14 protein-coding genes and 2 pseudogenes are annotated in these 13,310 nt (G+C 46.8%); 10 read left to right on the top strand and 6 right to left on the bottom strand.

From position 1 onward, the window contains the following. Positions 1–4: 4 nt before the first annotated feature. Positions 5–1,465: a sulfatase gene (locus RCO25_RS18580; RefSeq protein WP_308997634.1), complete on the top strand. Its 1,461-nt coding sequence runs from the start codon at positions 5–7 to the stop codon at positions 1,463–1,465. A 15-nt stretch (positions 1,466–1,480) separates the two neighbouring features. Beyond that, positions 1,481–2,464 carry a formylglycine-generating enzyme family protein gene (locus tag RCO25_RS18575; protein WP_308997633.1) on the top strand — a complete coding sequence of 328 codons (984 nt, stop codon included), beginning with the start codon at positions 1,481–1,483 and terminating at the stop codon, positions 2,462–2,464. Between the two features lie 51 nt (positions 2,465–2,515). Here the strand turns inward: RCO25_RS18575 and RCO25_RS18570 are convergent, their stop codons facing one another. The 3 genes and pseudogenes from RCO25_RS18570 to RCO25_RS18560 form a co-directional block, all read right to left on the bottom strand. Beyond that, entirely contained in the window at positions 2,516–3,097 is a 582-nt protein-coding gene (locus tag RCO25_RS18570; protein WP_308997632.1) for a hypothetical protein, read from the bottom strand. 22 nt (positions 3,098–3,119) lie between these two features. Next, complete coding sequence (locus RCO25_RS18565; protein ID WP_308997631.1) at positions 3,120–3,299, bottom strand: hypothetical protein; 180 nt, start codon at positions 3,297–3,299, stop codon at positions 3,120–3,122. 18 nt (positions 3,300–3,317) lie between these two features. Continuing rightward, positions 3,318–4,151 (bottom strand): annotated as a pseudogene (locus tag RCO25_RS18560) (formylglycine-generating enzyme family protein); the annotation flags it as partial. Positions 4,152–4,826: 675 nt separating this feature from the next. Here RCO25_RS18560 and RCO25_RS18555 point away from each other — a divergent pair. Next, positions 4,827–5,693 (top strand): ROK family protein, encoded by an 867-nt coding sequence (locus RCO25_RS18555; protein ID WP_308997630.1) that lies wholly within the window; start codon positions 4,827–4,829, stop codon positions 5,691–5,693. On the opposite strand, the gene RCO25_RS18550 is transcribed toward RCO25_RS18555, so the two are convergent. Together RCO25_RS18550 and RCO25_RS18545 are read right to left on the bottom strand one after the other, a co-directional pair. After that, positions 5,690–6,226: a chromate transporter gene (locus RCO25_RS18550; RefSeq protein WP_308997629.1), complete on the bottom strand. Its 537-nt coding sequence runs from the start codon at positions 6,224–6,226 to the stop codon at positions 5,690–5,692. The genes RCO25_RS18555 and RCO25_RS18550 overlap by 4 nt on opposite strands. A 10-nt stretch (positions 6,227–6,236) precedes the next feature. Continuing rightward, positions 6,237–6,875, bottom strand: coding sequence for a chromate transporter (locus RCO25_RS18545; protein WP_308997628.1), 639 nt, complete (start codon positions 6,873–6,875; stop codon positions 6,237–6,239). A gap of 188 nt (positions 6,876–7,063) precedes the next feature. Between RCO25_RS18545 and RCO25_RS18540 the strand changes: the two are divergent. Then, positions 7,064–7,246, top strand: a pseudogene (locus tag RCO25_RS18540) (stalk domain-containing protein); the annotation flags it as partial. A gap of 508 nt (positions 7,247–7,754) precedes the next feature. On the opposite strand, the gene RCO25_RS18535 reads toward RCO25_RS18540, so the two are convergent. Continuing rightward, positions 7,755–8,306, bottom strand: a complete 552-nt coding sequence (locus RCO25_RS18535) for a helix-turn-helix domain-containing protein (protein ID WP_308997627.1) — start codon at positions 8,304–8,306, stop codon at positions 7,755–7,757. A gap of 151 nt (positions 8,307–8,457) precedes the next feature. On the opposite strand from RCO25_RS18535, the gene RCO25_RS18530 reads away from it, so the two are divergent. The 6 genes from RCO25_RS18530 (at position 8,458) to RCO25_RS18505 (ending at position 13,185) form a co-directional block, all read left to right on the top strand. Next, positions 8,458–8,862 carry a DoxX family protein gene (locus tag RCO25_RS18530; RefSeq protein WP_308997626.1) on the top strand — a complete coding sequence of 135 codons (405 nt, stop codon included), beginning with the start codon at positions 8,458–8,460 and terminating at the stop codon, positions 8,860–8,862. 20 nt (positions 8,863–8,882) lie between these two features. Beyond that, positions 8,883–9,533, top strand: a complete 651-nt coding sequence (locus tag RCO25_RS18525; protein WP_308997625.1) for an alpha/beta hydrolase — start codon at positions 8,883–8,885, stop codon at positions 9,531–9,533. Positions 9,534–9,550: 17 nt separating this feature from the next. Continuing rightward, positions 9,551–10,321: a DODA-type extradiol aromatic ring-opening family dioxygenase gene (locus RCO25_RS18520; RefSeq protein ID WP_308997624.1), complete on the top strand. Its 771-nt coding sequence runs from the start codon at positions 9,551–9,553 to the stop codon at positions 10,319–10,321. Further along, on the top strand, positions 10,318–11,718 hold the full coding sequence (locus tag RCO25_RS18515; protein WP_308997623.1) for a hypothetical protein: 1,401 nt from the start codon (positions 10,318–10,320) through the stop codon (positions 11,716–11,718). Before RCO25_RS18520 ends, RCO25_RS18515 begins: the two co-directional genes overlap by 4 nt. A 151-nt stretch (positions 11,719–11,869) precedes the next feature. Then, positions 11,870–12,148, top strand: coding sequence for an alpha/beta-type small acid-soluble spore protein (locus RCO25_RS18510; protein WP_308997622.1), 279 nt, complete (start codon positions 11,870–11,872; stop codon positions 12,146–12,148). 86 nt (positions 12,149–12,234) lie between these two features. Then, complete coding sequence (locus tag RCO25_RS18505; protein WP_308997621.1) at positions 12,235–13,185, top strand: transposase; 951 nt, start codon at positions 12,235–12,237, stop codon at positions 13,183–13,185. Positions 13,186–13,310 lie beyond the last annotated feature (125 nt).

Raw genomic sequence — 13,310 nt, 5'->3', positions numbered from 1 at the left:
TACGATGAAGGCTATTATGCTTATGTTTGACACGTTGAATAGACACATGCTTCCTCCTTACGGATGCGATTGGATTCATGCACCGAATTTTGCAAGGCTGGCCGAGAAAACCGTTGTTTTTGACCAGGCTTATGTGGGAAGTATGCCTTGTATGCCTGCGCGACGGGAGCTTCACACGGGGCGATACAACTTTCTTCACCGCAGTTGGGGCCCGATAGAACCTTTCGATGACTCCATGCCAGAGTTGCTCAAGAAGAATGGTGTTTACTCGCATCTGGTAACCGATCACCAGCACTACTGGGAAGACGGTGGCGGCACCTATCACACCCGATACAGCTCATATGAGCTGATTCGCGGGCAGGAAGGCGATCCATGGAAGGGGGAGGTAGCCGATCCGCAGATACCGGAGATGATCGCCACGAAGCAAAAGGACCAGTGGATGCGGCAAGATTGGGTTAACCGTAAATATATTCGGGAAGAGCAGGATTTTCCGCAAGCGCAAACGATGGAGAAGGGCTTGGAGTTTATACGGACGAACCATATGGAGGACCGATGGTTCGTCCAGATAGAAACATTTGACCCGCACGAGCCTTTCTATGCGCCGCAAAAATATCGCGACTTATATCCGCATAAGTACGAGGGAAAACATTTTGATTGGCCTCCTTACGGCCCAGTAAAAGAAACGAAGGAAGAAATCGAACACGTCCGGTTTGAATATGCGGCCCTACTCAGCATGTGCGACCACTATCTCGGCAAAGTGCTTGATACCATGGATGAATTGGATCTGTGGAAGGACACGATGCTTATAGTAAATACCGACCATGGGTATTTACTAGGGGAACATGATTGGTGGGCCAAAGTAATCATGCCGTTCTACAACGAGATTGCCCATATGCCACTTTTCATATGGGACCCGCGAAGCGGAAGATGCAATGAACGCAGGAACAGCTTGGTGCAGACCATCGATTTAGCTCCAACTTTGCTTGAATTTTTTGGACTGGACATTCCTGTGGATATGCAGGGGAAGGTTCTTAAGGAAACGATAGCCAGTGACCTTCGGGTACGCGAGGCCGCTCTTTACGGAGTGCATGGCGCACATGTGAATGTGACGGACGGCCGCTACGTCTATATGCGTGCTCCGGTTTCTAAGGATAATACTCCGTTATACAACTACACTCTGATGCCGACTCATATGCGCAGCAGGTTCTCATTGAAGGAGCTGCAGGAGATCAGTTTACAAGAGCCGTTCTCCTTTACGAAGGGAATACAAACGTTGAAGGTTGAGTCAGCCGGGCATGGCCATTTCCATTCCTTGGGAACATTGCTATTTGACGTTAACGAGGATCCGTTTCAGCAACATCCTATTCAGGATCAGAATGTCGAGACAAACATGATCGGAATGCTCAAGCAGCTTATGGAAGCAAATGAAGCTCCGCTTGAGCAGTATGTTCGATTAGGTTTATAGGGGGAAAGTGAGGCCATGAATATGACAGATCCGCTTAAGCCTTCTTGCTGCTCTGTTTCCCGAACTCAGGCTTCCTTGACGTCCATTTTTGACAGAAGGGAAAAAACGAATGAAACGAATCCGGGGTCTCTTTTAACACAACCTGTCAAACAAAATATGATTTACTTGCCGGGCGGGGAGTTTCTGATGGGTACTGACGATCGAGAAGGTTTTCCTTCCGATGGAGAGGGTCCGGTGCGGGCCGTCACTGTGGCTCCATTTTATATCGATCCGTATACGGTAACGAATTTGGAATTCAAGATATTTGTAGACGCAACCGGGTATGTATCGGATGCGGAGAAGTTCGGATGGTCGTATGTTTTTCATCTGTTTGTGCCCGAAACCGGAGTCAAGATCATAGGCTCGACCAGGCAAACCCCGTGGTGGCTGGCCGTCGTAGGCACCAACTGGCGCGCTCCGGAATGGCCCGGCTCCGGAATCGAAGAAAGGCTCGACCACCCGGTCGTTCATACCTCTTGGAACGATGCGGATACTTACTGCAGATGGGCAGGCAAACGGTTGCCGACGGAGGCGGAATGGGAGTTTGCAGCCCGGGGAGGTCTCGTTCAGAAACGATATCCATGGGGAGATGAGATCAAACCCGACGAGAAGCACATGTGCAACATATGGCAGGGGAAATTCCCGAAAAAAAATAACGCCAGTGACGGATACGTCGGGACGGCACCCGTACAAGCCTTTGAACCGAACGGATATGGCCTGTACCATATGGCCGGTAATGTCTGGGAGTGGTGCGCGGACTGGTTCAGCCCGGCCTTTCATGTGAACGGGCAGCGGGTGAACCCAATCGGTCCGTCGAGCGGAACAAGCCGTGTGATGCGCGGCGGATCCTATTTATGTCACATATCCTACTGCAACCGCTACCGTGTAGCTGCCCGCAGCCAGAATACACCGGACAGTTCCACGGGTAATATGGGCTTCCGCTGTGCCGCCGATGCTTAAGCTATGATCTTTAGTTCATACAGAAACTCAAATCAGCAGTCAACGATAAAATTATCGCAGAAAAGCAAAAGCAATTGGATGCATGAGCCCAATCCATACTTTGGAGCCGGTAGGGCTCAGCTTCGGGGACGGATCGGACACCCATACAATGCCTCCGTTTTCCTTAACCGCTTTCTTATACCACGATTCAGCCTTAAGAGAATCAAGGCCAATCTTTCTTCCCTCATATAGCGTGTGCAATTCGAACCCGTTCGTTCCGAATAAGGTTGTATTGTAATCCATCCATGTGTAGGCGTATTTATAATTGATCATCGTCGTGGTCAAGAAATCGCGTTTGGCTTTCTCTTCGTAGATCCCCAGCCCATTAGGCGGTTTCAATAGTTCATACAGATTGCTGTTGGCGAAATAAAGATTGGAGATGGCCGTCAGATTAGATGCCATAATGTGTAGTTTATCCGAAATCAAATCAAGCATACTTAGGTTCGAGGCAGTCGCCTTCTCCCTGATTGTATCCTTAGAAATCGTTAGGGAGACATAACCGAATAATACGAGAGGAAACATGATCAAGCACAGGAAGGAGAGCAATATCTTTCTTTGAACGCTGCTTTTTTTGATAATCAAACTTTTCCACATTTTCTTCCCTCTTGTCGAAGTTTTACTTGAAATAGTTCCCCGTTTGATTGACCGTTTCGATCACTTCCTGGAGCGATTTATATCTTTCGTATTCGGATATACGAGCGTCATTGCGAAGCCAATCGCGTATTTTGGAATCCAGAAAATAAATATTCGATACTGACAGCATGTTCTGATTGATCGCTTCCAGCTTCTCTGACACTTGCCGTAATATAAGCAGCTATGATTGAATAACTCGAAATCCGCAATTCCCGGTAGAGCTGTCCGGCGTATTCGAGCTTCGCGCCGCAACCCTATAGCGGTTGCAGTAGGAACGGTGGCATAGGTACGAGCCCCCGCGCATCGACCGTCTCCCTGTAGGCTGGTTGAACAGCGGATTTGTCCCGGAGGATTGCCGGTGATATGCAGGACTGAACCAATCCTGGCACCACTCCCACACATTACCAGACATATTGTAAAGGCCGTAGCCGTTCGGTGAATAGGCATGTACAGGGGCAGTCCCTACGTAGCCGTCGCTTGCGTTATTCTTAATCGGAAACTTTCCTTGCCATATATTGCAGCGATGCTCGCTGTCAGGCTTCAGCAAGTCCCCCCATGGATACGTTCTTCTCTCCAATCCCCCGCGCGCCGCGTACTCCCACTCTGCTTCCGTAGGCAGACGCACCCCCGCCCAGCGGCAATAAGCGTCCGCATCATTCCAAGATACATGAACGACCGGGTGATCCAACCGATCAACGATACTGGAATCGGGCCCCTCGGGAGCAGCCCAATACGCTCCCTTGACGGCCAGCCACCAAGGCACGGACTGCGGCACGTCCGTGACTCGCGCTCTCGTCTCTTCGGATGCTAATAAATGAAAAACGTAAGACCAGCCAAATTGCTCCGCTTCCGTCACATATCCGGTAGCATCCACGAATAGCTGAAAATCGGCGTTTGTAACCGCATAAGGCGATATCTGAAAACCATCGACCGTTACCTGGCGCATCGGACCTTCTCCATCAGCAGGAAATCCGTCCCCAGCATCGGTCCCCATCGTGAAAGTTCCCTTTGGTATGGTTGCCATAGTGTCCCACGTCGGCTTATCGAAAACCTCAGGCTTTTTAACATGGAATTGTATCTTTTCTTTTTTTGCATGCGAAGCTTCCCTGGCTGCTACGCAGCATGATGTTTTTTTTTCCAACTGTCTGACCCCCAATGGCAAATGTTTCAAATGTCGGAGACGTCTATACCGGCTTGTCCTGACACTATAATAATGTAAATAGTTTGTATACGGAAGCAAGCAACGCTGAAGGTGGCGGAATTAGCTTTCTCAAGCTCTAGCTACCGACAAAAAATTAGGTTATGATAAGAATATAAATAATTCCCCCCAAAATAAATGGGATAAGTAAGGATAAAAATGGATAACCAATTATTCAGGCAAACTTTTAAAAAAAATCTTTATCAGCGTATAGCCGAGCAGGGAGTCGTATCAAAAGCTGATCTCCTGTCCTTTTATAAAATAACAACCAGCACGATGAATCGGTTCCTCGAGGAACTGCTTGAGGATAACCTGATAGAGGAATCTGGCCTTGGCCCTTCTAAAGGAGGGAGAAAACCTATCCTTTTTCAGATCAACCCCTTTTATGGATATTTTTTTGGATTGGAGATATCACGGTTTTATTCCTCTTTGGGCTTGTTTGATATGCAAATGAATCCCAAATCCTTCATACGGTGGAGGATGGACGATGACATGACACCAGAGCTATTCGTCAAATACGTCTCGAAGCAAATGCTGTCGCTGTTAAAAGATCATCGGCTCGAAAAAAGTCAGGTCATTGGCATCGGCATTGGTGCGGTAGGTCCTCTCGATAGAGAAAAGGGCATTATTAAGAAACCACTCTATTTTCCCGCCAACGGATGGACGGATGTATCAATTTGCAGCCTTATCAAAGAGGCGACCGGCATTCCCGCTTATTTGGATAATGGTGCGAATACAGCTCTCCTTGGCGAGCATTGGGCTATGCGCAGTGAGCATGTACAACATATGCTTTACGTACATGCAGGAGTCAGCTTGCGATCTGCTATGATGTCTTACGGTCGAATTGTTCATGGAACGGTCGATATGGAAGGCTCGATTGGTCAAATGATTATTCAAACAGACGGTCCCAGATTGCAGGAGCATGGGAACTATGGCGCATTGGAAGCTTTTGTCTCCGTACAAGCACTGGAGAAGCAAGCGCGTTCCGAAGCCAAGATGGGAAGAGATGAACTTGTATCTCGTTACCATGTCGCTCCCGATAAGATTCAGTATGACATGCTGCTGAGAGAATTATCCCAGAACAGCCCTTACGCTATAGAATTATTCCTTCGAGCTGCGAGACATTTCGGCATTGGACTGGCCAACTTAATTAATGTGTTTCATCCTGAGACGATTATACTTGGCGGCACGCTGGTTAATTCTCATGATCTTTTCTTCCAGATCGCCGTTGAGACTGCCCAAAAGAATACGTATTATTTTCCTGAGTATGTTCCCGTATTTTCCAAAGGGCTGTTGAAAGAGGATGCCGTAGCGACCGGCGCGGCGCTTATGGTGTGGAAAGCAATGGACATATTTTAAAAAATAACAATGCCAATAACCCCTGACAGCAAAATAACGATAAACGGATGCAGCTTGAACTTCAGTATGCCGAACACTGCCCCTGCGCATAGCATTAAGGTTGCTATTGATGTCCAGCCTATCGACTGTCTATCCATCTCGGTCAAGCCAAAATGGATAGCCGCATACACGATTAACCCGACAATAATAGGCCGTAGACCATAAAAGGATGACTTCACCCATTTATTCTGATTCATTCGGTAGAACAAACCCGCAAGGATGATAATAACAAGCAATGAGGGCAAAATGATGCCCAACGTGCTGGCAATGGCTCCCCAAATCCCATACGTATGATAACCGATTAACGTAGCCGTATTCGTGGCGATTGGGCCTGGGGCCATTCCCGCCAATGAAACAACCTCTTGAAATTGATAGCTCGACATCCAATGCTCTTGTTCAACTTTATATTGAATTATTGGAATGACCGCATAACCGCCTCCGAATGAAACAAATCCGATTCTAAGAAAGGTCAAAAACAACTCCCATAACAGCATACTTGCCTCCTTAAATATAATACTCCGGATAGACCAGCTCGGTCTTGCGGACGTAAGCCAGCGGCTTCTCGGTATTCACCTTTACCCCAAGCCATTCCTTTGCCTTCACGAGTATGATGCCAATAAACAATCCAGCAATAATAACCAAAGTAGGATTAATATTTGCGAATAGCAGGACCGCTAAGGTGATGACGGCAACCCCTGCCGTTGTTTTGTCAATCAACGAGGTGCGTGCCAGCCTATACGCAGCGACTAGAATCAATCCAATGACAGCAGCATGTATGCCTTTGAGCGCAGCGATGACTTTAGGATATTCATCCAACCATCCATATACAAAACTGAGCATAAATACGATACCAAAGGTAGGAAGAGTTATGCCGGTAACGGCAGCAATAGCTCCCAATACGCCTCCTATCCGATAGCCGATAAAAGCCGCTGCATTAACGCCTACGCCCCCTGGCGCTGAGCCTGCGAGAGAAAGGATATCATTCATTTCACTGCTGTCCAACCAACCTCGCTTACCGACAATCTCCCTTTCAATAATCGGTATCATCGCATATCCGCCGCCAAGGGTAGATGGTCCGATGCAAAAGAACGCCCAAAACAATTCCAGCAGCTTTCTCCCCAAACTCATGCGATTTCTGATCATGGAGACCACCCTCCAATAATAATATAAGATTAGTATAGCATCTTTTTTTCATTTTGGAATTATGTTTTCGTCTATTCATTTATAAAGATTTATTATCGGCATTATTCACCTTTCGTTTATTTCTTTTTGAATAAAAGTTAATGTTATAAGTCAGAGGGTACTGCAAGCGTTGAAGCTGGAATGGATCACTTATCGCATTGGACGTCCCGACGCAAATTATTGACGGAAGCACAATGGTGCCCCTGCGCTTTGTCGCGGAAAATAGCGGGTTCCAAATTTCGTACACCAACGCAAACGGAACGATGACGATTCAACGCGGAGGAAGGCGGCAATCCAAAGCCTTCTCAAGAGCCGACGGTCGAGAAGGTTGAGCCTTACGTTGTCAAAGGCCACGTTCATGACGCGCTAGGCCGTCCGATAGAGGGAGCTGTCATTTACGCTGACAACTGCGTTAAATGCGTGCCGATCGGCCGATATAAGGTAACAGCCAGATGGCTGCCGGAAGGCTACGAGCCGATCCCGATGCAAATCCGGCTCAAAACGTCGGTACCTACGCGGAATACGCCGAAATCGAGTTCTATGAATCTCGCGATCAACATCCAACTATATCAGCGAGGTCGAAGTGAGGCTCCCGGGCATTTAATGTGACAAACGGCATTTTATATGATAGCTGCAGCGAGATCTTTTCCGGACGGAGTCAATTTGATTGAGATGCTGTAACAGCCAGGAGTAGCTACAATATTCCAACAACGAAGGGTACCTAATTGGGTACCTTTAAATTTCGCCTTCAGAGTGATACGCTGAACCGTATCACAAGTAAGGCGAAATTTTCGCAGAATCCACAGCCGTATCGGGCTGTGGATTTTTGCTATTTCGCTTTTACAGGAAATCCTTTGCATGATCGCTTTCGGTGTAGATGGATATGAGAACAATTGCAGTTTCCTCGCTTATATTTTTCACGAAATGGGGCGTACAGGCATTCCAACTAAAAGAGTCGCCCTCTCCAAATTCAGACTTATCCTCTCCTTGCTCTGCGTAAATTCTTCCTTTCATGACAAAATGAACTTCTTCGCCTTCATGTGCATGCGGAACAACGCCTGTTGAAGCACCGGGAGGGATTTCGACGATCATCATCCTCACATTTTTGGTAGAGCTTAGGTGCTCCACTTTTAAATGTTCAACCCCGCTTTTCGTGATCCTTCGTTCTTCTTTGCGGACAATATTCATGCGTTCCTCTTGTCGCAGCAGCAAGTAAGCCAAGGGTACCTTCAAAGCTATAGCGATGCTTTCCAACGTAGCGATAGACGGTGAGGTTTTATTCGTTTCAACTTGGCTCATGAAGCCTTGGGATAAGCCGGTTTCTTCGCAGATTTGAACGATGGTAATGTTTTTGCGTTTGCGGATTGTCCGTATGGTGGAACCGATATTCATCCCGTTTTCACCTCACAAGAATATTTGTAATACAAAATATATATTAATAATAACAATATTTTTGTTGACATGCTACATCGCCGTGTCTTATATTAGTCATACAAAATAAACATTATTATTACTTATAATTTGAAAGAGGAGAGGGAAAAGAATGACGAAAGTAAACGTTGTATCGACTATAATGCGTGTGGTGTTGGGAATATTATTTTTAGCCCATGGAATTAGTAAAATGCAGATGGGTCTAGGTAATGTTGAGGCTTGGTTCAGCTCCATTGGTGTTCCCGGAGTATTGGCTTATGTTGTTGCGGTTCTCGAACTTGTCGGGGGAATTTTGCTGATTGTGGGCCTTTTTACCCGCTATGTATCGGTTTTATTTGTTATCTTGCTTATTGGCGCGATTTTTTCGGTGAAGCTTCCCGCAGGATTGCTTGGAAACAGCCAAATGGCAGGTTATGAGCTGGATCTGAGCCTTATTGTAGTAGCGCTATATTTGATTTTTTCTGACCATTCGCCACTATCGGTCGATCATGCAATATTTAGAAAACGCAGAGCATAACGAAGTGGAGGAGTGTTCCTATGAACCCGACTTATCAATATGACATTCAACTTCCATCTCATATGGATCCGGACAAAAAATACCCGACAATCTTCACGCTTCATGGAAAAGGGTCTAACGAGAAAAATATGTTAGGTCTAGTGGCGCCTGTATCCGATGATTTTATTATTGTCGGTATTCGCGGTAATCTTATACTAGGTGCCGGGTTTCAATATTACGAGTTAAAAAGCCTAGGCAATCCCATTAGGGAAATGTTCGACCAAGCGGTTCAGCAACTGGAAGTATTTATTCATTATGCTACGGAAAAGTACCCGATTGATGCGACAAAACGTTATTTGCTGGGGTTCAGCCAAGGCGCGATCTTGTCCATGGCATTGGCGCTTACGATGGGGAACCAGTTGAAAGGAATCGTTGCGTTAAACGGTTATGTTCCTGATTTTGTAAAAATAGAGTATACTCTGAGGAGCATACATGATGTATCGGTGTTTGTTTCACATGGGGAATTCGACTCCGTTTTCCCGATTCGGATCGGTCACGAAACAGCGGCTTATTTTGAAAATCAAACGTCTCACTTGACTTTCAAGACTTACCCAACCGACCATGGCGTCTCCGAGGAGAATCAACGGGATTTCGTGAATTGGCTTAAAAAAGATGCCGGAGTGCATTCATAAAAGGAGTGAATAAATAGATGATACCTTCTTATTTTTTCGCACACGGCGCACCCTCGATCGTCTTAGAACATAATGAATACACGGATTTTATCAAAAATTTTGCGGCGGGTACGCCCAAGCCAAAAGCGATCGTGCTTTTTTCGGCACATTGGGAACAATCCATGCAGACCATCAGCGCGGCCGATACGTACAGCACGATTTACGATTTCTCGGGCTTCCAGGATGAGCTTTACCGAATGACCTATCCGGCTAAAGGAGAGCGTTCCATTCGCGAACAAATTCATTCGCTGTTTGCGAAGCATGGCATACAGAGTGTGTTAGATGAAGAAAGAGGGCTGGACCACGGCGCTTGGGCTGTCCTCAAGCTGATGTACCCCGATGCAGATGTTCCGGTGGTTGCTCTATCCGTAAACCGATATCTAACCAATGAGCAGCAGTATCAAATAGGCAAAGCTTTGTATGAGCTCAGGGAACAGGATGTCCTTATTATAGGCAGCGGCGGGACCGTTCATAATTTACGGAGGTTAAAGTGGCAGGGGGAAGGGATCGACGAATGGGCTGAATCGTTCGATAACTGGCTGCAAAACGTGTTAGAAACTTGGGATATCAATACGCTGTTTAATTATAGGGAATCAGCTCCTAACGCTGAGGAGGCTGTACCGACTAACGAACATTTTATTCCTTTATTGCTTGCGATGGGGGCAGGAGACAAGAATCGTCAAGCGAAACTGCTTCACCGGAGTTATCAATTCAGCAACTTAAGCTTGAGCTGCTGGCAATTTAATTGATGATCTCGAAAAAGATTACTCTTACAGTAAAATCAACTATAGAACGGACGATCATATTCTCGCTTGCTGCCGTGTTTATCGCACAGCAGCTTACGCATTGGGAACCGCTTTCCTTTATGCTGGGCAGCTTAGTGTTTATTGCGATAGCCTTGCTGCTGCCCCAGCTAAGAGGGATGACGTTATGGCTTACCGTGTCCTTTATGGCCGTGGGAGTGCTGCTCCTTCTCCTTCAGAAGGCGGAAACAAGATTCTGGTTTGAAGCAGCCGGTATCAACGTGACCCTTGTCACCCTGTTTGTTTTCGCACCTTTGTTCGGAATCCCGGTTCGGATTCCGGATTATATCGAAGCTTTGAATCGGTTCTATGAGACGAAAGTACGCAGTAGGTCAGTCCTGTTCACCGGTACGCAGCTTTTGACCCAAATCATGGGTGTTTTCCTCAATGTAGGGTCCATACCCGTAGTTTATCATGTCGTTTTTGTTAAACCCCATCCAGGCATGTCACGGCTGCTTGCGAATGCACTGAACCGTGGATTTGCGGGGGCGATTTTTTGGTCTCCCTACTTTGCCGCCATGGCAGTCGTGGTCTCATCGCTTTCGTTAAACTGGTCGACACTTCTTCCCTACATGCTCGGTTTGTCGGTGATCAGTCTCTTTGTGAGTCTAGCCGTGGATTATAAAGGGCTGCGAAATGCTGAGATTAATCCTCGACCATCGGAAGGAGAGGTCATCAGGCAAGCGGAACAAGCCGCAAACACGGGTAAAACAGCGTTCCCGGCAGGGCTCGGCGTTTATTTAGCATCTGCTATTATCGTCATCTTAGTATTGGAGCAATTCGTCCAGCTGCCGATGGTACTGATCACCTGCATGGCAGCAGTTCTATTCCCGTTGGTCTGGTGTTTGTCGAAAGGGGAATTTGCGACATACCGTCAAGGATTGGCGAATCATGTCACGGTTACATTGCCAGCCCTGAAAAAGGAGATAACGCTATTTCTGGCAGCGGGTTTTTTCAGCGGTTCAATCGGCACAACAGGGTTCGGGGCGTCCGTCCCCGTTCTGCTAGAGTTGATGCCAATTCCGATTTCGTTATCCTTTTCTATTTTTACGGTAGCGCTTATAACGGTTACGTCTATGCTGGGCCTTCATCCGATTGTTCTTGTTACTATTCTTGCAACCGGTATCGATCCGGAAGCGGTTCACATCAGTTCGAACTATTTTGCGGTGCTGCTGCTTGGAAGCTGGGGGATATCCAATACCGTGTCGCCGGTATCTGCTGTTAATAATTTGCTGGCGGCATTATTTAAGAAGCCGGTACATGAGCTTGCATTGCCGAATTATAAATTCGCCGCCTGTATGGCGGTCATGCTGCTCCTCTATTTAGTGGCTGTAAAGATCTAGATTCAAAATCGCATATACAATAAAACAAAGGTACTCTTTGATAAGGGTGCCTTTGTTTCGCTTTTCGGGTGATTCGCTTCGCGACGGTAGAGGGATGAAAATTTGTGCTTCCGGGCATGTTAGGGAAAAGACAACAAGGGAGTGCATCAGGATGGCAAGAAGAAGGAGAAGGTATGCGGTGCCAGGGGTAGAACAAGGGATGCAGGCTTTCAAAGCAGATGTAATGAAACGCGAAGGATATGCCGTTGATCCGAATCGGCCGGATGACGTCAAATACGAAGTGGCTAAGGAGCTTGGCGTACCTCTGCAGCCAGGTGACAATGGCGGTCTGACTACGGAAGCGGCGGGCCAAATCGGCGGAAAAATTGGCGGCTCCATGGTCCGGGAAATGATCCGTCTCGCCCAAGAGCAAATAGCGAACAGGGAGTAACCATAAAGTATTCTATCCATAAGGGCACACCGAATGCATTAATTCCGTGTGTCCTTTAAATTTAGCACTTGACTGTTGCAAAAATCTTGTCTAAGAAAATCATTCTTGTATTCCTTCTCCTTGATGACACATCCTACAAGAAGGAACCTACCACCCGCCGAATGGAGGGTTTGGACTTCCACTACTCTCACGTCAACGGCAAAAGCGTTTGGTCCCATTGTATCGTCACCACGCATGTCGTCTCCGAAGGGCAATCCTATGCTTGGGATTATCGCCCGTATTTCCGGGAGAAGTATTGCAAAGCGCAAAAACTCAAATTCAAAAGCAAAAACGATTTAGCCATGGAGATGATTGAAGCTTTTCCAGTGAATGATGACGAGACCGTCTATGTGCTGATGGATAGCTGGTACACAAGTCAGAAAATGTTGGATACCTGTAATGCCCGGGGTTTTCATGTGATCGCCGCCGTAAAAGCAAACCGAACCATTTGTCCTGCAGGTATTCGGATGTCCATGTCCGACTTTGCCGCAGAGTATGTGGGTAACAATGATCTCCGCTCCGTTACCGTGGAGAACAAGCGTTACCGGGTCTTTTCGTATGAGGGGCCACTTGCAGATACAGAGAATGTTCAAGTATTGCTTTCTTGGGAAGATAGGTTTGAGGCTGCTCGTTCCCCGTTTTGCATACTGTGCACGGATCTTAGCTTGGATCCCGTTACCATCCTTAGCTATTACCGTGTCCGTTGGCATATTGAAACGGGTTACCGCTACTTTAAAGAACTACTTGGGTTTGATCAATACCAGTTGCTTTCGTTCAAGGGCATTGAGCGATTCTGGGCCATTCAATTCCTCACACAGAATATATTAGAATTTCAGCGGCAGGAATGGTCTAAACCTTCAGCTAAATTAACACTAGGTGATGTCGTGAGACGGATTCGCTACGAGCACAAAGGTCAATTACTTCTGTATGTCTATGAACAAGCTCTGCAAAAGAAGCCGTTATTCGACATTTTGCGGGAACTAAAGATGCCCTCATAACCGCTGTAAACCAATGGTACCACCCGTCTGTCCTTTTTTAAGGTCGGAAGGTTAAATCTGCAATAGTCAAGTTAATATGTGCATGACCGAATAAGAAAAAACCTTCCAACACGGATGGATTTATT

Origin of the sequence: Paenibacillus sp. LHD-38, from assembly GCF_031157315.1 — a bacterium.
GTDB lineage: Bacteria > Bacillota > Bacilli > Paenibacillales > Paenibacillaceae > Pristimantibacillus.
Note: the sequence above shows the minus strand (reverse complement) of the source record. Positions and strands in the feature narration are given on the sequence as shown.

Bases quoted from the DNA above. Each gene is read 5' to 3' on its own strand.
- RCO25_RS18520 (WP_308997624.1), top strand. From the start codon at position 9,551: ATGATACCTTCTTATTTTTTCGCACACGGCGCACCCTCGATCGTCTTA.
- RCO25_RS18570 (WP_308997632.1), bottom strand. From the start codon at position 3,097: ATGTGGAAAAGTTTGATTATCAAAAAAAGCAGCGTTCAAAGAAAGATA.
- RCO25_RS18510 (WP_308997622.1), top strand. From the start codon at position 11,870: ATGGCAAGAAGAAGGAGAAGGTATGCGGTGCCAGGGGTAGAACAAGGG.
- RCO25_RS18575 (WP_308997633.1), top strand. From the start codon at position 1,481: ATGAATATGACAGATCCGCTTAAGCCTTCTTGCTGCTCTGTTTCCCGA.
- RCO25_RS18555 (WP_308997630.1), top strand. From the start codon at position 4,827: ATGACACCAGAGCTATTCGTCAAATACGTCTCGAAGCAAATGCTGTCG.
- RCO25_RS18535 (WP_308997627.1), bottom strand. From the start codon at position 8,306: ATGAATATCGGTTCCACCATACGGACAATCCGCAAACGCAAAAACATT.
- RCO25_RS18530 (WP_308997626.1), top strand. From the start codon at position 8,458: ATGACGAAAGTAAACGTTGTATCGACTATAATGCGTGTGGTGTTGGGA.
- RCO25_RS18525 (WP_308997625.1), top strand. From the start codon at position 8,883: ATGAACCCGACTTATCAATATGACATTCAACTTCCATCTCATATGGAT.
- RCO25_RS18550 (WP_308997629.1), bottom strand. From the start codon at position 6,226: ATGCTGTTATGGGAGTTGTTTTTGACCTTTCTTAGAATCGGATTTGTT.
- RCO25_RS18545 (WP_308997628.1), bottom strand. From the start codon at position 6,875: ATGATCAGAAATCGCATGAGTTTGGGGAGAAAGCTGCTGGAATTGTTT.
- RCO25_RS18580 (WP_308997634.1), top strand. From the start codon at position 5: ATGAAGGCTATTATGCTTATGTTTGACACGTTGAATAGACACATGCTT.